At 33.1% G+C, this 21,666-nt stretch carries 14 protein-coding genes; 8 read left to right on the top strand and 6 right to left on the bottom strand.

Annotation, left to right across the window (positions count from 1 at the left end):
• Positions 1 to 6 precede the first annotated feature (6 nt).
• Entirely contained in the window at positions 7 to 5,046 is a 5,040-nt protein-coding gene (locus IPN31_09465) for a hypothetical protein (GenBank protein ID MBK8682113.1), read from the top strand.
• Positions 5,047 to 5,144: 98 nt separating this feature from the next.
• Here the strand turns inward: IPN31_09465 and IPN31_09470 are convergent, their stop codons facing one another.
• The gene (locus tag IPN31_09470; protein ID MBK8682114.1) at positions 5,145 to 5,363 is read right to left on the bottom strand and encodes a type II toxin-antitoxin system HicB family antitoxin; all 219 of its coding nucleotides are present in this window, start codon (positions 5,361 to 5,363) and stop codon (positions 5,145 to 5,147) included.
• A gap of 99 nt (positions 5,364 to 5,462) precedes the next feature.
• Entirely contained in the window at positions 5,463 to 6,950 is a 1,488-nt protein-coding gene (locus IPN31_09475) for a S41 family peptidase (protein MBK8682115.1), read from the bottom strand.
• 297 nt (positions 6,951 to 7,247) lie between these two features.
• On the opposite strand from IPN31_09475, the gene IPN31_09480 reads away from it, so the two are divergent.
• A complete protein-coding gene (locus IPN31_09480; GenBank protein MBK8682116.1) occupies positions 7,248 to 8,111 on the top strand; it encodes a DMT family transporter in 864 nt (287 codons plus the stop codon).
• Here IPN31_09480 and IPN31_09485 read toward each other — a convergent pair whose 3' ends face one another.
• Positions 8,112 to 9,275 (bottom strand): phosphoribosylformylglycinamidine cyclo-ligase, encoded by a 1,164-nt coding sequence (locus IPN31_09485; protein MBK8682117.1) that lies wholly within the window; start codon positions 9,273 to 9,275, stop codon positions 8,112 to 8,114.
• A 250-nt stretch (positions 9,276 to 9,525) separates the two neighbouring features.
• Here IPN31_09485 and IPN31_09490 point away from each other — a divergent pair, with 250 nt between their 5' ends.
• From IPN31_09490 to IPN31_09510, 5 genes are all read left to right on the top strand, one after another.
• Positions 9,526 to 10,059 carry a hypothetical protein gene (locus tag IPN31_09490; GenBank protein MBK8682118.1) on the top strand — a complete coding sequence of 178 codons (534 nt, stop codon included), beginning with the start codon at positions 9,526 to 9,528 and terminating at the stop codon, positions 10,057 to 10,059.
• 151 nt (positions 10,060 to 10,210) lie between these two features.
• Positions 10,211 to 12,313, top strand: a complete 2,103-nt coding sequence (gene ppk1, locus IPN31_09495) for a polyphosphate kinase 1 (GenBank protein MBK8682119.1) — start codon at positions 10,211 to 10,213, stop codon at positions 12,311 to 12,313.
• Positions 12,310 to 13,221, top strand: coding sequence for an exopolyphosphatase (locus IPN31_09500; GenBank protein MBK8682120.1), 912 nt, complete (start codon positions 12,310 to 12,312; stop codon positions 13,219 to 13,221). Before ppk1 ends, IPN31_09500 begins: the two co-directional genes overlap by 4 nt.
• 167 nt (positions 13,222 to 13,388) lie before the next feature.
• Positions 13,389 to 14,063 (top strand): response regulator transcription factor, encoded by a 675-nt coding sequence (locus IPN31_09505; protein ID MBK8682121.1) that lies wholly within the window; start codon positions 13,389 to 13,391, stop codon positions 14,061 to 14,063.
• Positions 14,063 to 15,109 carry a sensor histidine kinase gene (locus IPN31_09510; protein ID MBK8682122.1) on the top strand — a complete coding sequence of 349 codons (1,047 nt, stop codon included), beginning with the start codon at positions 14,063 to 14,065 and terminating at the stop codon, positions 15,107 to 15,109. Before IPN31_09505 ends, IPN31_09510 begins: the two co-directional genes overlap by 1 nt.
• 30 nt (positions 15,110 to 15,139) lie before the next feature.
• On the opposite strand, the gene IPN31_09515 is transcribed toward IPN31_09510, so the two are convergent.
• The 3 genes from IPN31_09515 to IPN31_09525 all read right to left on the bottom strand — a co-directional run bounded on the left by IPN31_09515 (position 15,140) and on the right by IPN31_09525 (position 20,408).
• Positions 15,140 to 17,995 carry a TonB-dependent receptor gene (locus tag IPN31_09515; protein ID MBK8682123.1) on the bottom strand — a complete coding sequence of 952 codons (2,856 nt, stop codon included), beginning with the start codon at positions 17,993 to 17,995 and terminating at the stop codon, positions 15,140 to 15,142.
• A 159-nt stretch (positions 17,996 to 18,154) separates the two neighbouring features.
• On the bottom strand, positions 18,155 to 19,816 hold the full coding sequence (locus tag IPN31_09520; GenBank protein ID MBK8682124.1) for a T9SS type A sorting domain-containing protein: 1,662 nt from the start codon (positions 19,814 to 19,816) through the stop codon (positions 18,155 to 18,157).
• 166 nt (positions 19,817 to 19,982) lie between these two features.
• A complete protein-coding gene (locus IPN31_09525) occupies positions 19,983 to 20,408 on the bottom strand; it encodes a hypothetical protein (GenBank protein ID MBK8682125.1) in 426 nt (141 codons plus the stop codon).
• A 117-nt stretch (positions 20,409 to 20,525) separates the two neighbouring features.
• Between IPN31_09525 and IPN31_09530 the strand changes: the two genes are divergently transcribed.
• Positions 20,526 to 21,665, top strand: coding sequence for a patatin-like phospholipase family protein (locus tag IPN31_09530; protein ID MBK8682126.1), 1,140 nt, complete (start codon positions 20,526 to 20,528; stop codon positions 21,663 to 21,665).
• Position 21,666 lies beyond the last annotated feature (1 nt).

Raw genomic sequence — 21,666 nt, forward strand, 5'->3', positions numbered from 1 at the left:
TTACTTATGGTAAGAAAATTACTCTTCGGATTACTATTACTAAATTTTTATTCAATTTCATCCAATGCACAGTCAGCAATTTATGGTGATGAATGGATTGAATATTCACAACATTATTTTAAAATTAAAGTAACTGCCGATGGTCTATATCGCATTTACTATCCGCAATTAAATGATGCACTTGCCGTATCGGGTTATAGTTTGGCATCTATCAATCCAAAAAATTTCCAGTTGTTTTATAGAGGACAAGAAGAATTTATTCATATAGAAGGAGAGGCTGACAATGTATTTAATGAAACCGATTACATTGAGTTTTATGGAAGATTTAATAATGGTGAAATTGATACACGACTTTATGAAGATCCAAATTTTCAAGCGAATACATATGCAAGTATGTTCACTGATACCAGTGTATATTTTTTAACCTGGAATTTTTCTGAAAGTAATAATCGGGTTGAAAATCTCTTTAATAATTTAGATGCATTGCCCACTGCTGAATCGCATTATCGTTTTCAGTCTTTTATGATGAATGGCACTGTGGGTGTGTTTAATAAAAGCACAAGTTATCTTTCGTATGGAGTGCCATATCTTGAAATTTATTCATCAAAATTTGAAGAAGGTGAAGGTTATACAGAATCCAGATTTGCAAACTCAACTCGCACAAAAACACTCACAACTACCAATGCATATTTCGGCGATGATGCGGATGCAGTTACTTTAAAAACTGTGGTTATCGGTAATAATGATGTTTCGCATCATTATACAATTACAGTAAATGGAGTTGTGATGACCGATACCAGTTACTTCGGTTTTAATATGGCGAAGTATAATTTTATTTTGGATACAATTAAAGCATCCAACACAATTGCTTTTGCTTCGCTTGGTGGTTCTACAGATTATTTGCGCAATGGATATATTGATATTAATTATGCCCGCAGTTGGGATTTTAATAATGCATCTCGTGTCGGATTTACTCTTGCCAATTCCGCAAGTGCTACTAAATATTTTGAAGTAACAGATTTTAATGAGAGCGCTACTAATCCGGTGTTATATGATTTAACCAATCACAAACGAATTATTGGAATCGTTGAAAGTGATATTTCTAAATTTCATTTATCTTATGATGCAAGTAATGCTGATATGTGGTTAAGCAGTCAGGATACTTTGGTTGATATTTTAAAAATAACCAGTTTAACTCCGGTTACATTTAAAGATTACAGTATTGTTGCTAATCAGGGAGATTATATTATTATAACAAATCCGGTGTTGTATGCGGATATTGCTACGGGTGTGAATTGGGTGCAGGAGTATGCAAATTATCGTTCATCTTTTGCCGGTGGTAATTACAATGTGTTGATAATTGATATTAATTCTTTGTATGATCAATTTGCTTATGGAGATAAAAAAAATCCATTGGCTATCAGAGATTTTTCTTTGTATGCTGCCGATAGTTTTTCTGTTGCTCCAAAATATGTATTCCTAATAGGTAAAGCAATCTCTTATGATTATAATCGCAACTCAACTACAAATAATAATAATAATCTTGTACCTACTTTCGGAACACCCGGCTCTGATATATTACTCACTTCAAGATTAGGAGAAGTGTATCCTGAAATTCCTGTGGGCAGATTAGTAACAAGAACAGGAGATGATGTGCGCAAATATTATCAGAAAGTTGTAGAGTATGAAGCCGTGCAACAAAGCTCTATGCAAACGATTGAAAATAAAGCATGGATGAAAAATATTCTGCACTTTGCCGGTGGATTAAGTGTGTATGAACAAACGCTGTTTAATAATTATCTGATTGCGTATAAAAATATTATTCAGGATACTTTGTATGGTGCCAATGTATTTCAATTTAATAAAGTTAGTACCGATCCGATATATTATAGCACTGATACCTATATTGATTCATTAATTAATAGTGGTGTTTCCTTATTAACTTTTTTTGGTCATTCATCCGCCAACTCTTTTGATTTTAATATTGGTGATCCGAACAATTTGGAGAATGCAGGTAAGTATAATATTGTGTTCGGGAATGGATGTTATACCGGTGCCGTGCATGAAACCGGAGGTACATTAAGTGAAGATTATATTCTTGCAGAAAGCAAAGGTTCTGTGGGTTTTCTTGCAGCCGCCACTTATACTTTAGCGAGCAGTTTAAATACCTATGCAAAATATTTTTATAAAGATCTTGGGATTTATAATTATGGAGATGGCATTGGAAAAATAATGCAATCGGTTACGGATAGTATTGCGGATTATCCCAATGTGTATGATAGACTAACTGCTGAACATACTACCTTAAATGGTGATCCTGCTTTAACATTAAATACACATCAGAAACCGGATTTTGTAATTGAAGAGCCCTCCGTAACTTTTAATCCTGAAATAGTTTCTACGGTTGATGACTCGCTACAAATACAAGTTGTTATTACCAACATCGGGCAATCCGTGAATGCAATTATTTCCACTTCAATAAAACGCATTAATCCATTGGGAACAATTACGGAATTGAACAAAGAAATTGAAGCGCCTTATTTCAGAGATACACTTGTTTTTAAATTTCCAATAGACAAACTAAATGATGTCGGCATAAATGCATTTACAATTTATGTAGATAATTTATTGGCAGTGGAAGAAATGGATGAGATGAATAATGTGCTGAATATTTCAACGAATATTATTTCTGATGATGCATTGCCGGTGTATCCTTATGAGTATAGTTTAATTAACCAGGTGCCGGCTTATCTCGCCGCTTCTACTTCAAATATTTTTGCAGATTATAAACAATACCGATTTGATATTGATACTACAGAGTTGTTTAACAGTGCTCTTAAAAAAACAAAAACTGTTGTAAAATCCGGTGGCGTTTTATATTGGGATAATCCGAATATTACATGGATAGATAACACCGTGTATTATTGGCGAATAACTCTTGATACAATTTATGATAATGATCCGATATGGAGAAAGAGTTCTTTTCTGTATAAAAATGGCCCTGAAATTGGCTGGAATCAAAGTCATTATTTTCAATATTTAAATGATAGCTATTATCAAATGTTGATGAATACAAATCGGAATTTTGCATTCGTTAATGATATAAAAAATTATCAAGTGAATACCGGTATTTATCCTGTAACCGATTGGACAGAAGTAACGAGTTATATCAATGGAGAAGAAATCGCATTGGGTTCTTGTGCAAGCAATGGCTTTGTGATTTTTGTAATTAATCCATTAACAGGATTGCCCTGGACCACCTATGAAATAGGTGATACAGGCTTTGGACCTTATGGTGATGTGTATTGTGGTGATGATGAATTTCGTCCTGTTATTCAAATGAATACCAATACACTTGAATCAAGAACTAATGTCTATAATCTGATGATGGATTCTGTTCCTGAAGGTTTTTATTTTTTATGTTATTCAAATAACTACGCAAAATTTAATGAGTGGTTGGATGATACAACTGCAACAGGTGGAACAAGTTTATTCGATGCATTTTTAAGTTATGGAGCAAGTGAAATTTTAGATCTCGCAGAGTATGATGTTGATCGCTCTTATATTTTCTTTGGAAGAAAAGGTGATCCTTCTCTTGCTCAGGAAATTATTGGTGATTCAATCGGCAATAAAATTTCTTTTTCTACGGATATCATTGGCAGATGGTATAAAGGTGATGTTACAAGTACAAAGGTGGGTCCGGCATCGCAATGGGATAAAGTGCTTTGGCAATTTACTGATCCAACAGGAGAAGCTTCTGATTCTACATTTTTAGAAATAATAGGAGAAGATTGGAATGGCAATCAAACAATGTTAGCAAATAATATTACGGCAGATGAATATGATTTAAGCAGTGTTGATCCAATTATATATCCTTATCTGCGATTAAATATGTTTTCGCAAAATGATTCATTGCGTATTCCTGCGCAAATAGATTATTGGAGAGTTGTTTATACTCCGGTTCCGGAAGCTGCATTAAATCCGGGAAGTCATTTTGTGTTTTTGCGGGATACAATTGATCAGGGACAACCCTTGCTTTTTGAAGTGTCCATTGATAATGTGAGTGCATGGAATATGGATAGTATATTAATTAGTTATAGTGTGAGAGATAATAGTAATAATGTAATTCCCATTACTTATCCCAGACAAGATTCGCTTTTTAAATTCAATAATATGATTACTAAAATGAGTGTGGATACCTGGGAATTACCTGCGGGAAAAGCAACATTAATTGTTGAAGTAAATCCGAATAATGATCAACCGGAACAATATCATTTTAATAATATCGCTTACCTGCCATTTTTTATAACAGGAGATAATGCAGATCCGTTGTTGGATGTAACTTTTGATAACGTGCATATTTTAGATGGCGATATTGTTTCTGCAAAACCTGAAATAAAAATTAATTTGAATGATGAAAATCGTTTCCTTGCATTGAATGATACATCACTATTGGATATCTCTTTTAAATATCCTGATGGCACTGTAATGAAAATGTATTTTAATAATGGACTGATGGAATTTTTTCCGGCAGATTCCAATAATCTGGATCAACAAAATCAAGCGGAAGTAATTGTGAAAAATATTTTTAATAAAGATGGAGTGTATGAATTATGGATTACAGCAAATGATGTTAGCGGCAATCTTGCGGGTGGTGGAATTGATTACAGAATAAGTTTTGAAGTAATTAATAAACCGATGATAAGTAATGTGCTGAATTATCCCAATCCATTTACGACACAAACACATTTTGTATTTACACTCACCGGAAATGAAGTGCCTGATTATTTTAAGATTCAAATAATGACGGTAACAGGTAGAATAATTAAAGAAATATTAAAACCTGAATTAGGTCCTATTCATATTGGAAATAATATTACTGAATACGTTTGGAATGGTACGGACAAATTTGGTGATCCGGTTGCGAACGGGTTATACTTATATAGAATAGTAGCAAAGCTGAATGGTAAAGAGCTTGATAAATATAACACAGGAACTGATCAGTATTTTAAAGCTGATTTTGGCAAAATGTATCTTGCCAGATAACGATTTTTGAACATGGAAATACATTGAAAAGAGCGGCTAATTACCGCTATTTTCATTTTAGAAAAGGGGTGATTATAGATTGAAGTAAATAGATATTATTAATTAAAGCTTAAAGAATATTCGTAGGTGTTACTGTCTTCAGGAATTGATTCTCCTCTATCATGAAGTTCTTCTATATAAAGTTCAATTGCTTCTTTTGCCATAGTAATAGCCTCATCTAAATCTTCACCATAAGTAATACAACCGGACAGTGCGGGAACAGACACAGTAAATCCACCTTCTGTTTCCTTTTGTAAATGTATTTTATAGGTGTACATATTTTATAGTTTAATTCTCTTATTCTGTTTGCTATTATTCTTCAGAGAGTAAATGTTTTTTTAAAAATAAAAATCTAAATCCTCAAATCAGTTCAGCGCTTAGTTAACTGCTATTTTCATTTTAGAAAAGGTATCATCATTTAAGCTTTCAATTGCTTTTTTATATGCATCATCATAACTATTATAAACAATCCAAAATGCTTCGAAATCATATAAGTCACGAGCAAGACTTGCTTTTAATATCTGTGTTAATTTCATTTCACAGGTTTTATATTGTTCTTCATCATAAGGCACTTCTTCACCTTCGGCATATTTGAAAAATTTATCCCACACTTCTTTATTCACTTCGAATTTCGAATTGAAATCAAAAGGAGTGGGGTACATAGTTTTAAATTCATTTCTATTATCATTTATATATTCCAATGCAAACTGATTTACAATTCCTTTACCAACCACTTGCGCATAATAATCAGTTGCCCAAGATGTGTCGAGTGCAATATAAATGTCGGGCATTATTCCACCACCGCCATATACAATTCTATCACCGCTTGTAAAATATTTTAATGAATCCGGAAATGCAATTAATGAATCTGCAGTTAATTCACCATCTGACAAACGATGTCCAAGTTCTTCTGCATACACATCTAAACCTTCATCATACGGTTTTTGAATACTACGACCTGATGGAGTATAATATCTGGATACAGTTAAACGGATTGCAGAACCGTCGGTCAAATTAAATGGACGTTGTACGAGTCCCTTTCCGAATGAACGTCTTCCTATTACTAATGCTCTGTCCCAATCTTGTAATGCACCTGAAACAATTTCACTTGCGGATGCAGAACCTTCATCTATTAATACAACTACTTTTCCTGTTTCCATACTGCCTACAGAAGTTGCAACTGCATCTTGCCTTGGATATGCACGACCTTCTGTATAAACAATCAGTTTACCACTTGGTAAAAATTCATCCGAAATATCTATTGCAGCATTTAAATAGCCACCACCATTTCCACGTAAATCGAAAATCAGATTTTTCATTCCTTCAGCTTTCAATTCTGTGATAGCTTGTTTAAATTCTTCTGTAGTAGTTGCTGAAAATTTACTTAATCGGATATAACCAATTTCCGGACTTATCATATACGAAGCATCAATACTATATAGTGGAATTATATCTCTGGTAATTTTAAATTCAAGATTTTTCTTTGAACCTCTTCTTGAAATTTCTACATCAACCACAGTTCCTTTTTTCCCCCGCAATCTATCCATCACTCCCTTGTTATTTATTCCGGTGCCGGCTACATTTTCTCCATCTATCACTACAATTTTATCGCCGCTCAAGATGCCCACTTTTTCTGAAGGACCACCGGAAATTGTATTCACTACATTAATAGTGTCTTTTAAAATATTGAATTGAATACCCACACCTTCAAAATTTCCTTCCAACGGTTCATTAGCTTGTTTTAATTCGTCTTCTGAAAAATATACAGAGTGTGGATCTAATTGAGTGAGTACTTCATTAATTGCATCGTCAACCAACTTACCTGAATTAATATCATCCATATATTTGGATTCCAGAATATCCATGAATCTGCTGAATTTTTGTTTCGCCTGATCGGGAGTTAATGTAGATTCTGTTGTTGTGGGTTGACTAAAGGCAAAAAAGGATATAAAAAATATCCCTGCTGTTAAACTTGATTTAAGTGCTATTTTCATATTACGTTTGTATATATCAATAAAGGTAGAAATTGATTCTTATTGTTTTAAACTTTAATCACTATCGATTAGTTTAAGATTAACATTCTTTAACTCGAAATTTATGTGCGCTGTCATTCTGATTGTATTTGATATTAAATTTTTATGAAGATAATCGCAGTGTATTATATTTTGCTGGCAACTCTTCTGTTTGCAATTATGAATGTATTGATTAAGTATCTCACACATATTCCTTCTTATGAAATTGTGTTCTTTCGTTCTGTAATTTCATTTGTAATTACACTCGGTATTTTGATGCGATTAAAAATATTTCCTTTTGGCAGAGGCAATCGTTTTTGGTTAATAGTGCGAGGTCTTGCCGGCTCTGCTGCATTGTTATTATTCTTTTATACGTTGCAACATTTACCTTTAGCCACTGCGGTTACCATACAATATCTCTCACCCATTTTTACAATTTTGTTTGCTTCTATTCTGATAAAAGAACCGGTTCACTGGAAACAATGGATATTTTTTTTGTTAGCATTTGCAGGTGTATTTGTAATAAAAGGATTTGATCCCAGAGTTTCACTTCCACTACTTGGATTCGGAGTGTTGTCTGCAATATGTGCTGCCTTTGCATATACTGCGGTGAGAAGTGTAAGAGATAATGAACATGCATTGGTGATTATTTTTTATTTACCCCTTTCAACTCTGCCATTAATTACACCTTATACTATTATGCATTGGACAGCACCTCATGGTTTAGATTGGCTATTGTTATTTGCTGTTGGAATACTTACACAGTCTGCGCAATATTTAATGACAAGAGCTTATCAAATTGAAAAGGTGGGCAATGTTTCGCCATTCACTTACACCGGAATAATATTCGCAATTATTTTTGGTTCATTAATTTTTAAAGAAACATATTCCTTGCAAGTTATTCTTGGAATTGCTTTGGTGTTGACAGGTGTGCTATTGAATTTTGCTTTTGTAAATGGATATATTTCTACAAAAAAATTAAAAATATTTGTGAGAAATTTTCCAGGCTTTTAATCAGTACTCCAATAATTCATTACCTGCATGAATAGTGAGTTTTTTACCGCTTTGTTCTTTGCAATAACCAATCACCTTTGCATCAATATTATAAGATTTTGAAATTGCAATTATATCATTTGCAATTGCGGGTTCTACATATAATTCCATGCGATGTCCCATATTAAATACCTGATACATTTCCTTTAATCCCGAACCGGATTCCTGCTGAATTATTTTAAACAACAAAGGCATCTCAAACAGATTATCTTTTACAATATGAATATCATTTACAAAATGCAATACCTTGGTTTGTCCGCCACCACTGCAATGAATAATTCCCTGAATCTGATTTTTAAAATTTTTAATTACATCTTTCAAAACAGGTAAATATGTTCTGGTGGGTGAGAGCACAAGTTTGCCCAATGTTGTTCCTGCTTCATCAATTACATCTGTTAATTTTCTGCTTCCTGAATACACTACATCCGCAGGTAAATTTGTATCGTAAGATTCCGGATATTTAGCAGCATAATCATTGGTAAAAATATCATGACGTGCAGATGTTAATCCATTACTTCCTGTACCGCCATTATAAAAATCTTCATAAGTGGATTGTCCCGTTGATGATAACCCAACAATTACGCAACCTGGTGTAATATCATTTACTATTAACTCGTTGCGTTTAATTCTTCCGAAGGCAGTAATTCCTACATCAATTGTTCTTACAATATCACCTACATCGGCAGTCTCTCCACCTGAATGAAATAAATGAATATCTGATGCAGCCATCCGTTCAATAAAATCTTGCGTACCTCCAATAATTTCTGCAAGTATTTCTCCTGGAATCAATCCTTTATTTCTGCCAATAGTGGAGGAGATAATAATATTATCTGTAATGCCAACGCAAGCCATATCATCCACATTCATCACCAATGCATCTTGTGCAATTCCTCGCCACACAGATATATCACCGGTTTCTTTCCAATATAAATATGCGAGTGAAGTTTTGGTGCCGGCAGTATCTGCATGCATTACATTGCAATACAATTCATCGTCGCCAATTATATCGGGCAAAATTTTACAAAATGCATTTGAAAATAAACCTTTATCCAGCATTTGAATTGCTTTATGTACATCTTCTTTTTGTGAGGATACGCCTCTCTTTTCATATTTATTTTCCTGCATGCCGCAAATTTAGCCAATCACATTTCGTTTATGTAAAGCTTGAATGTTATTTGATTTATTGTCACCGATATTCTATTTAAATAATTATTCATTCCACCTATAATTGAAATAAAGTATGGATTTCTTACTTAGGAAGGAATCTTTAGAAGTCACATAACACTTTTAAGTGTCGGTTCAAACGCACCATTTTTCAAAAGGATTGTCACTTTGGCTTTCTTTAATGGTATATTTTTGAATCATTGTTTTTAAAATGAGAAACACACTTCTGATATTATCAATTGTAATTGTAGGATTTTCTTCCTGCTCAGAGCCACTAGTAGATAAGGCTGAAATAAATCCGAATTTAATTCGATATGGAAATTTCGAGAATCAAACATTGTCGTTGGATTTATGGTCTAATGATGGAGCAGGAGAATTTAATATTGAAGATATGGAATCTTATGAAGGAAAATTTGCAATGCATTTAAACCCTGAAAGCTGCATGCAATTATTTTACAATGAGGCAGTTTATGTAGAGAAAGAAAAATTATATGAATTATCTCTTGCAATTAAATTGGATGGTGAACAAACTAACTGTTCAGGTGGTTTAATCATGCATATTTTTCAGGGTGAGAAAACACTTCTACAATTTAATATTGATAAATCTAATGCAGAACAATGGGTGGTGAAGAAATATTATTTCACACCAATTTCTGATGACATGCTGGAATTTGAAATTATTTCCGGTGTGCACAATACATTTCTCGACGATGTACAGTTACGTCTTGTCGGGGAATTCAACTAAGAGGATTGCCATTCCTAATAAAGTGTAAGTTGCTATCGAAATCAACCCGAGGACGATAGCAACTTCTTTTTTTATATTTTCTGAAGGGTAATACTTTTATAAAATCTCTATTTTCTTGTTCGCTAAATTTGCCTCATATCTGTTTGTTGTTATGAAGAAAGAAAAAGTAAAAAGCCCAAAGTATAAAAGAATACACCGTGATTTAAGCTGGCTTTCTTTTAATGAGAGAGTATTGCAGGAGGCGGAAGACATACGTGTGCCTTTAATAGAACGACTGCGATTTTTAGGTATTTATTCTAACAACCAGGATGAATTTTTTCGAGTGCGGGTAGCCACTTTAAAACGCATGGCTCGCATAGAGAAATTGCAGATGAAAGAATTTGAATTCAGCCCCACAAAAATTATTCATCAGATACAAAAAAAAGTATTAGTACTAAAAAATCGATTTGATGAATTGTATTTAGACCTTTTACAGGAATGTAAAAAAGAAAATATATTTATTTTAAATGAGAAGGAGTTAAATGCAACACAAGGAGCGCTGGTAAAACGATTTTTTATTCAACAGGTCCGCAGTAAATTATTTCCTATAATGATAGATCAGGTAAAAAAATTACCTGTGCTAAGTGATAAATCTATTTATCTGGCGGTGGCTCTTACAAAAAAAAATGGTAACGGTTTCGCTTCAAATTATTCATTAATAGAAGTGCCGGATATTAATCCATTGCGATTTTTTGTGCTTCCAGAAAGTGGCGATAAAAAATTTGTAATCCTTTTGGATGATGTTATCAGATATAATCTGCCGCAGATATTTCAAATGATGGATTATGATTCCATTGAATCCTATACTATTAAAATAACTCGTGATGCTGAATTAGAATTAGATATGGATCTTTCACAAAGTTTGTTGGAGGTAATTCAAAAGAGTGTGAAGAAGCGGGGGAAAGGCGAGCCGGTTCGTTTTATTTATGATGCGGAAATGCCGGTGGCGATGTTAGATTTTTTTTCAAAAAAAATGAAACTGCAAAAAGGCGATGCGATAATTCCCGGAGCCCGCTATCACAACTTTAAAGACTTTATGAATTTCCCTGATTTGGGTAGAAATGATCTGTGTTATAAAAAAGATATTCCGATTGCGCATCCATTATTGCTTGCAGGTAAAAGTGTATTCAGTGTATTGCAAAAAAAGGATATTATGTTGCATCCACCATATCAATCCTTTGACCATATCATTGATTTTTTGCGTGAAGCTGCAATTCGTTCTTCTGTTACACATATCTATATGTCGTTGTACAGAGTTGCAAAAGATAGCAGTGTTGTAATGGCTTTGATAAATGCAGCACGCAATGGAAAAAATGTAACGGTGGTTATGGAATTGCAAGCAAGATTTGATGAAGAGAATAATATTTTTTATGCACATCAAATGGAAGAGGAGGGCGTGAAAGTAATTTTTGGATTAAACAATTTAAAAGTACATGCAAAACTCTGTCTTGTTGTAGATATTGAAAACCGTAAACAAAAACAATATGGAATTGTGGGTACGGGAAATTATAATGAGAATACAGCAAAAGTGTATACCGATATTTTTTTATTAACTGCTAAGCCTGAAATAACAAAAGAGATTAAGCAGGTATTTACTTTTTTCGAAAATCAATTTGCTGTAACGCCATATAAAAATCTCATTCTTGCTCCGATGTACATGCGACAGAAATTAAAGCAATTGATAAGCAGAGAAATGAAAAATGCAAAAGTTGGTAAACAAGCAGAGATATTTATTAAAGTAAATAATTTGGCAGATTCTGCTATCATCAAGAAATTATATAATGCCGGAAAGGCAGGTGTGAAAGTGCGGCTAATAGTGCGCAGTGTTTGCTCCATAGTGACTGAAGTAAATAATCTCAGTGATAATATTCAAGCGAGAAGTATATTGGATAAATTTCTGGAACATCCTAGAATATTTATGTTTGCGAATGGAGGGAAATCAGAAATATTTATTGGATCAGCGGATATTATGGAGCGCAATTTAGATTTTCGTGTAGAGGTGATGTTAAAAGTATTAGACGAAGAAATAAAAAAACAAATTACAGATATCATGGAGTTGCAATGGAAAGATAATATGAAAGCACGCAATCTTTCTTTGCAATATTTAAACGAATATATACCTCATGAAAAAGGAACAGAATTGATACGAAGTCAAAAAGCAATATATGATTATTTTACAAATTATTTCGACAATACAGTAAATCAAGCACATTGAAATTTGCAGCAATAGATATCGGCAGTAATGCAATCAGATTATTATTTGAAAATGTTTATGAAACAGATAATGGCCCTGTATTTTATAAAGATGAAATAGTGCGAGTGCCATTAAGATTAGGCGAAGAAGCTTTTACCTTAGGGTATTTCAGCAAACAAAAAATTGATTTATTAGTAAAGACAATGGAGGCAATGCGCAATCTGATAGAAGTGCATAATGTAATTGCATATAGAGCAGTTGCCACATCTGCAATGCGTGATGCAGCAAATGGTGCGGAGGTGATTGCAATGATTAAAAATAAAACAGGAATTAATATTGAAATTATTTCTGGCGATGAAGAGTCTAAGTTTATTTTACAATATCCATTGCAACAATCACATTTAAATCCACTTGGCGATTATTATTATATTGATGTAGGTGGAGGAAGTACGGAGCTTGCAATTATTAGTAATGGAAAATTATTGCACAACAAATCATTTAATATCGGGACACTGCGTATTTTAAATAATCAGGTTACGGATGATAGTTGGAAAGAGATGATGCTATGGCTTCAAAAAAATAAGACAGATCTCCCGGATATTGCGGCAATAGGTGTTGGTGGAAATATTAATAAAGTGATGAAGATGTATGGTAAGCCGGGTAAAATGTTTATTACACTTGCCGTATTAAAACATGTTGCATCTGATCTTGAAAAATTAACTTTAACTGAACGCATGATTGAGTTAGGATTGAAACCGGATAGGGCAGATGTAATTATTCCTGCTCTAAAAATTTATATCAATGTGTTGAAATGGGCCGGGTTAGATAAAATATTTATTCCAAAACAAGGATTGAGTGATGGAATAATTTCACAGTTATATAGTGATTATATTTCTTCAAAAGAAATTTCGGAAAGAAAGAAGAGCTAAAGAACTAACAAAAATTAGGGAGTAAGTTGTAAATTTATTTTTAAGGAAAAGCAATTACAGCACCCTAAGTGTTGACATTCCGGAATAATTAATATTTAATTAATATAGGTTTTTGAACTGGTAAATAAATTGCAAATACCTTTACTGTAAAATAAATTAAGCTTAACATGCAATTTAAAATTCTGATTGTAGATGATGAACCTGACGTAGTTGAATTTATTGAATACAATCTTTTGAAGGAAGATTATGAAGTGCATAAAGCATTTAACGGGAAGCAAGGTCTTCTTTTAGCAAAGGAAATAAAACCAGATTTAATTTTATTAGATATAATGATGCCCGAAGTTGATGGTATTGAAGTATGCAGAGAATTGCGGGCAATTCCTGAATTTAGCCAAACGCTGATAGCATTTCTTACAGCAAGAAACGAAGATTTTACTCAGGTACAAGGATTTGAGGTTGGTGCAGATGATTATATATCAAAACCTGTGAAGCCAAGGATTTTAACCAGCCGGATAAAAGCATTGTTGCGCAGGAAAATAAATGTACTTGAAGAAAATGGTATTCAAGTTTTTGGTGATCTTAAATTTGATAGAGAAAAGTATCTTGTTTATAAAAATAATATTCCTATTAATCTGGCAAAAAAAGAATTTGAATTGTTTCAATTGTTGACTTCTAAGCCGGGCAGAGTTTTTACTCGTTATGAAATATTCAGCGAAATTTGGGGTATTGATGTGATAGTTGGAGACAGAACTATTGATGTGCACATCAGAAAAATAAGAGAAAAAATTGGGGATGATTTTATTAAAACAATTAAAGGTATCGGTTATAAGTTTGACTTTTAATGAAAAATCCAACTCCTAAGCAAATTGTATTTAGATCAGCATTACTTATTTCTTTGCTTTATTGCGTGTTGTCTTTACTACCTTTTTTATTTCCACAGCTTAATTATATTTTTTACTACACTATAATTCTAACAGCTGCAATTTTTGTAATCAGCTACTTTGTTTTTTTTCGATTTCTGGAAGCATTTATTTATCGTAAAATAAAGTTGATCTATAAAAATATTCATGATCTTAAATCCACCCGAAAGCTTACAAGTCAAACTGTGGATTTACAAAAAGACATTATCTCCGAAGTAAATGAACAAGTGGTAAATTGGGCTAATGAACGCAATTCTGAAATTGAACAGTTGAAGAAATTAGAAATTTATCGACGTGAATTTTTAGGTAATGTTTCACATGAATTAAAAACTCCAATTACCAGCATTCTTGGTTATCTTGAAACACTAAGCGACGGTGGCATAAATGATCCTGATATCTCTACCGATTATTTAAATAAAGCGATACGCAATGTGGAACGCATGATTTCTACAATAGATAATTTGGAATCCATAGCAAATTTGGAAAGTGGTGAATTGCAATTAAAAGAGATTCCTTTTGATATAAATGATTTAACTAAACAAGTATTAATTGACATTGAATTACCTGCCAGGCAGCGCAATATTTCTATGGTAATAAAGGAAGGTTGCGATAAAACATTTACAGTTATGGCAGATAAAAATCTGATACGTGATGTGCTTACTAATTTATTAATTAATTCTATTAAATATGGAAAACCTGAAGGCAAAACAAGTATTGGATATTATAATATGGGTGAAAATGTTTTGGTTGAGGTTTCCGATAATGGTGTAGGTATTTCTAAAGAAAATTTAAATCGAGTTTTTGAAAGATTTTATCGTGTTGAAAAAAGTCGTAGCCGTGAATTTGGAGGTACCGGTCTTGGCCTTTCCATCGTTAAACATATTATTGAAGCACATAATCAAACAGTATCTGCACGCAGTACAATTCATCAGGGATCCACCTTTGGATTTACATTAAAGAAAGCGTAATATTTCTTTACAATTTCTAAGAATTTTGAATTATTTTATAGTCCAATATAAAGCTAAACTATACGTGCGGCCCGTTTCATATTGTTGAATTGTATAATCGTTTTCTTTATAGGAAATTGTTTTTAGATATTGCGAATTTAAAATATTCTTTACGCCAATTCTTATTCGAATATGATCTCCTATTCCCTTATTAATAAATGCATCTAACGTAGTTGCAGGTCGTTCATAAATATCGGGTGTTCCTGATTGACTTACTTCGCTTAATCTTTTTCCAAATAAATTATAGGTAACAATTGCATCTAATTTTAATGGTGTATTTGAATATCCTAAATTGGCATTAACCAAATAAGGACTTTGTCCCTGAAATGGTCTGTAATCCGGGAAATCAGGATTGAAATTTTGATTCACTGCCTTTTCTAAACTATCTAAATCAACTCTGGAATATATGTAGGAAAGATTTGTACTAAAGTCGAAATCTTTTAAACCAGAAGTTAGAAAACTTAGATTTTTTCGAAATTCAAATTCCAATCCATATACATACGCCTTCTCTGTATTTTTAAATTGAAATTCAGGATTTGCCGCCTTTGGATTGTAAACTAAAATAATTGGGTTTATGAAGTTTTTATAATAAGCGCTCACCGCAATTAACTCTCCTGCCTTTGGAAAAAATTCCCATCGTGTATCAAAGTTGCTGATGTTAGTTTTTTGTAACTCAGGATTTCCTAAATAAATCTCTCCTCCAATAAATTCAAAAGAAGCAAAAGGTGCAAGTTCACGCATATTTGGTCGGGCAATAGTTTTGCTAAATCCAAATCGTAAATTCATTTTATCATTTAATGCATGCACCATATTTATGGAAGGAAGAACATCTAAATCTTTAATAGCTCCAGGAGATTTTGAGGTATCCTGACTAGCAACATATATGTCAGTTGTTTCTAGTCTTGCACCTGCAATTAATTTCCATCCAGGTAAAAATTCGAATATTGCCATTCCATACCCTGCGGCTATTCCTTCATGTCCTGAATAATTATTTTCTTCCTGAGAATCATTTACTGTATATAGTCCAAAAATGTATTGCTCCTTATCAATATCATTTCCAATTATACCTGTATTATTAGGTGCAAAATATGTATCTGCATCACCTGCATAATTATTACCATCCCTGTTCAACATTTTAAATCTGTACTCATTAAAATCTCTTGTCTTATAACTGTAAGCACCACCAAATTTTAATTTATTGCTTTTACTAAATGTTTCCGCAAAAGGAATAGATAAATCAAACTTTCCCTGATATTGTTTGTCTTCCAATGTTCTCCAAAAATGAAATGGTTCATCATATTCGCTTGAAGTAATATAATATAAAGAATCACCGACATTTGTATTTGCAAAAAAGCGAAGATCAGGATCCTCTTGAGATGTATTAAAAATACTTGCACCCCATTCTAACTTTATTTCTTTTGCCGGATTTAATAAATGTTCACCAGCCAATTGATAGCTTAATAATGTTCGTTCTCTGAATCCAAGATTACGGGTTTCGAATGTTGCATCACTATTAGAAATGCCACCCGGCCAAGCACCATTTTGATATCGGCTACTTATTTCGGTATCATGATTATATAGAGTGGTAAATTCCAATTGGTTATTATTATTTAATTTATATGCAAGATTTATCATGCCACCAAGCTGCGGTGATTCTACACTGCGAGCATCATTTAAATCATAATATTTTGTAAGACCGGGCGCATTTGTTTCTCCAAGAAAATAGGATGCAGAAGTACCATCATTATAACTTCTGAATTCACGTTTAAAATTTACACCGATATAATAACCCAATGGATTGCCCAACACATTTTTGGTATTACCAACTGAAAATGCTACAGCATGATCTAAGGGTGCAGTCATTTGTCGTGGAGACATTATTGGAGATAAAGATTTGGATGCAGAATCTAAAATATTAGCTAATTCCGGATCCTTCCTGGCAGGAATATAAAACCCTTTTGTAAGTAAAGAATTTACATCTTCATTTTCTAAAATTTCAGGAATGGATTTCGTGCCATCATCATACCCTAACCAATCCAAGTTACCTCTATTCAATGTTAAAAATTGATTGTTAAAAGAACTTTGATCATTATATCCAAAACCCGTAGATAAATTCATTACAAAATCATCAGGAAAACTTTTAGTCGTGATGTTTACATTACCACCGGTAAAATTTCCAGGTAAATCCGGAGTGAAAGTTTTAGATGTAATAATATTATCTAATAATCCTGCTGGAATAATATCCATTGGAGGACTATTTTTATAAGGATCAGTACTTGGCAATAATTGACCATTCAATTGACTGGTAGTATAGCGATCACCCAACCCTCTCACATAAATATATTTACCATCAACTAATGAAGCACCTGTAACTTTTTTCATGCTTTCTGCTGCATCTGAAGAACCGTATCTTGCAATTTCCTGTGCAGAAATTCCATCTTGCACATTAATGGATTTTTTTTGTACAGATAACATTGAGTTGGCGGTATTTTCAACTTGACGAGCTTGAATTACAACTTCCTCTAATTCATTTTCTGAGGCGGCTAGTATCACATTTAAGGTAGTTTTTTCTCCCGGTTTTAAAACAATATCATATATAATTTGTGGCGAATAGGATATATAGCTCATGGATATTGAATATGTGCCTGCTTCCAAATCATCAATCCAATAATTGCCATCAAGATCTGTTGCAACACCTGTGGTAGTTCCTGTGATTACCACATTCACTCCAATTAAAGTTTCTCCTGTTTTGGAATCAGTTATTTGACCTCGTATGCCGCAGTTTTGGGCTTGTGTAGATGAAATTCCTATTATTAAAAGTAGAATTCCTAAACTGAAAAGTCGCATGTAGTGCTTAATTTGCCCGCAAAAATATCAGGTCAGTCTTAGCGAATTTTTAACTATAGATTAAGTGTAAGTTAACCTATACAAATAAAAACACTTGCATATAAAAAAAAGCCGGTTACAATTTGCAACCGGCCAATCAAGATTTCTATGAGAAAACTATTAATTAATAATGATTTTTGTTTCTGATATTCCGTTTAATGAACTCACACGTAATTGATATAAGCCAGAAGCAAGTTCGTCAGTTTCAATAGTGAAAGTATGCATACCTGCATTTAAAGTTTCACTATTTGCAATTTTAGTAACAACACGTCCTTGAATATCTACCAAAGTAATATTTACTTTTTCTGTCTTTGCAAGTGTTAATTGTAATGTTGCATTATCTATAACAGGGTTTGGATAAACAGCTATATCAGCATCTAATTTATTTAATTGATCAATAGCTATGGTTTCAGATAAATAACCATATTCAGAAAGAGCAGTCCAGATATCCATCCAATTTGTTTCGTTAGCAGCAAATGCTCCTTTGTAAGGAACAGTTGTAAAAAATTCATCAAGAGAAGTAGTAAGAGAAGTATTGTAAGCTGGACCTATTGCACTTGGTCTTGGATCTAATCCACCATTTGGTAAACGACTAATACCACCTATTTGCGGATTAACAATAGTATTTTCATTATCAGTAAAATGAGAAATCAAAAAAGCACAAGTAGGATCTTCTGCATCTGCAGTGGCACGAATCATTTCACCTACTACTAATCCATCACCATTTCCGAATTCATACCAAATATTGTTTTTCAAATTTAAAACACCATCTTCCATACGTTGGCGACTGTCAACACCAGAAGCTTCAGGTAAATCTTCTACTTCAATTGCATAAAAATTATAACTTGTTATAATACTATTTGCTATCGTTCCACCAGAAGCATCACGGAATAATAGAGCAGCAGGATTTGCAGCCGCAGCACTAATACCACTTCCAATCATTGTTACATTATATACTGTTGGATTTGAATAAGGTGTTTGTCCATCAGGGATAGCACCATCTAATTCGCCGCCATTATCTGCTTCATCAATATCTTGTAATACAAACCAAAATTGTCCATTACCACGAAATCCGGTATCCCAATCAAAACTATCATCCGAGTTACATGCTAATACAAGATTTTTGATATTAGGTGTTCCACCAAAAAATTCAACACCATCGTCAGAGCTGGCAAATATTTCAATATATTCCAAGATAGTTTCTGAACCTACACCACCAAGTGTTAAACCATTAATTTCATTTCCCGGAGCCAATTCAGCACCGCAATGTCGAATGGAAAGATATTTAATAGAACCACTATTATCGGAGTCATTCTCACCACCGTATTGTGCACGAATTTCATCAGTGGGTATGCCTTCAACTTGTGCAGGAGATGTTGCATTTCCAATGGTAGCATTGCCCAAAATAACTAAGCCCCCCCAAAGCGAACGGTCTTGTGCTGTAAGATCACTGGGGTCATTTACATCGTCTAATTCTGATGTCATAATTACAGGTTCTGATTGTGTACCATTCACATTAATTTTTGCACCTTGTGTAATAATTAAAGCAGATGCATTATCTGATGAGGTGGGTGTTTCTAATCCTTTTATCACAGTACCCGCTGCTATATTTAAAATTCCACCAGATTCTATATACACAAAACCATCTAAAAGATATTCCTTGTCTGGAGTCCAGTTATAAATTCCACTCCCAAGGTCTTCGTCTGTAATCACAACCTGTGATTGCGCAAATGCCATAGTTGCAAATGCTGCATAAATTGATAATAAAGTTAATTTTTTCATTGCATTTTTATTTGCTGCAAAAAAAACATCACTGTCTTATCAACGAATTATGTCTTTGTTAAATGATTGTGAATTTATAAAGTAATTAATACTCAGTAGGGTAAAAAGAGCAGAATTTATATCTAGTATTAATTTTATTTGATAAGAATATTAACTTGAAGTTATTTTAGCTTTTCACTAAATTAAATGAGCCCGCTAAATCGATACATATTTTTTTTATTTCTTCTCTTGCGGTATGATACCGTTCCAATGTATTTAAATATGAGTCAGATTTTAATGGATCTGTTATCTCGTATTGTTCAAAAGGAATTCCATTTAAGCTTTCAATAATTTCAGGCGCTACATAGCCAAGAATATAGATATAATCAAATGTTTTTAAAATATTCTTATTGAAATCTACGGTAAGATTTTGATTTAGTTCAATACCATCTTCAAACATTACATCTAATGCAAGCGGATGAATTGTGCGGATATCCGTACTAGCAACAGTAATTTGTATATCACCTTTATTAAAATATTGCAAATATCCTTGGAACATACGTCCAAGACTTGCTTTTCCTCTGGAGATAACGAGTATTGAATTAAGTTTCATTGTTGCTGCTAAATTAATGTAGTTTTAAAAAGAAAATATTAATTTTTTTCTTACTTAATTTACACTAGCTTATCAATCAACTGATTTTCAACTTGTACCCTAAAAACAATTTAAGTCATGAATCTTCTAGAAAAATTATCAGCACCCGGCCCGAAACGTATTCTTGCCCTGGATGGCGGTGGTATTAAAGGCGCACTCACACTTGGTTTTTTAAATAGAATTGAAACGATTCTTAGAAAAAAGCATCACAATGAAAACATGGTGCTCAGCAATTATTTCGATTTTATCGGCGGTACCAGTACAGGTTCTATTATTGCAGCGCTGCTTGCAATAGGACATAGCACAGAATATATCACTAAACTTTATCGTGAATTAGGTGGAGAAATTTTTAAAGATGATCGTCCTGTAATTGGTGGGTTGTTTGTTCCAAAATTTAAATCGAAGAATTTAAAAGAACGATTGAAAAAAGAATTTGGTGATATGACTTTAGAAAGTGATAAAATTCTAACCGGACTATGCATACTTACAAAAAGAATTGATACAGGAGGAACATGGCCAATAATTAATCATCCGAAGGCAAAATATTTTAAGGATAATAAAGATATTCTGTTGCGGGATGCTGTTCGTGCAAGTACTGCGGCTCCTTCTTATTTTGAACCGGAAAGATTACAGGTGAAATTAGATCAAGCCGGAGATTTTATTGATGGTGGTGTCAGTATGGCAAATAATCCTGCATTATATATGTTTATGGTTTCTCAATTAAAAGGATTTCCATTTCATTGGAATACAGGAAAAGAAAATCTGCTGATAGTTTCGGTTGGAACTGGTGGTACTCGTGCAAGATTTCCTTTGGATAAATTAGATATAGTGGACAAGGTGGTAAAGGCAAAACATTGGGCGGTAAGTTCAATTGAATTGTTGATGAGCGATGCTCATATTTTTAATCAAATGATGTTGCAATCTTTGGGTTATTCACCAACCAGAATTTCCATTGATAGAGAGATTGGCAATATGGAATTAGATTGTATCACCACAAATCCATTGTTTACTTATTTGCGTTATGATATGCCTTTCGATCCCGTTATAATTGCACAGCATCCTACTGTTGCAGAATATATAAATAAGTCAAAAATAGATGTGTTTGATTTGCGTAAAATGGATAAAGCAAAAAATAGAGAGGTGTTAGGTGCTATTGGTGAAATTGCTGCAGATGAACAAGTGAAAGCCGATCATTTTTCAGATAGTTTTAATATTTAAT

This window comes from Bacteroidota bacterium (genome assembly GCA_016715425.1).
GTDB lineage: Bacteria > Bacteroidota > Bacteroidia > Chitinophagales > BACL12 > JADKAC01.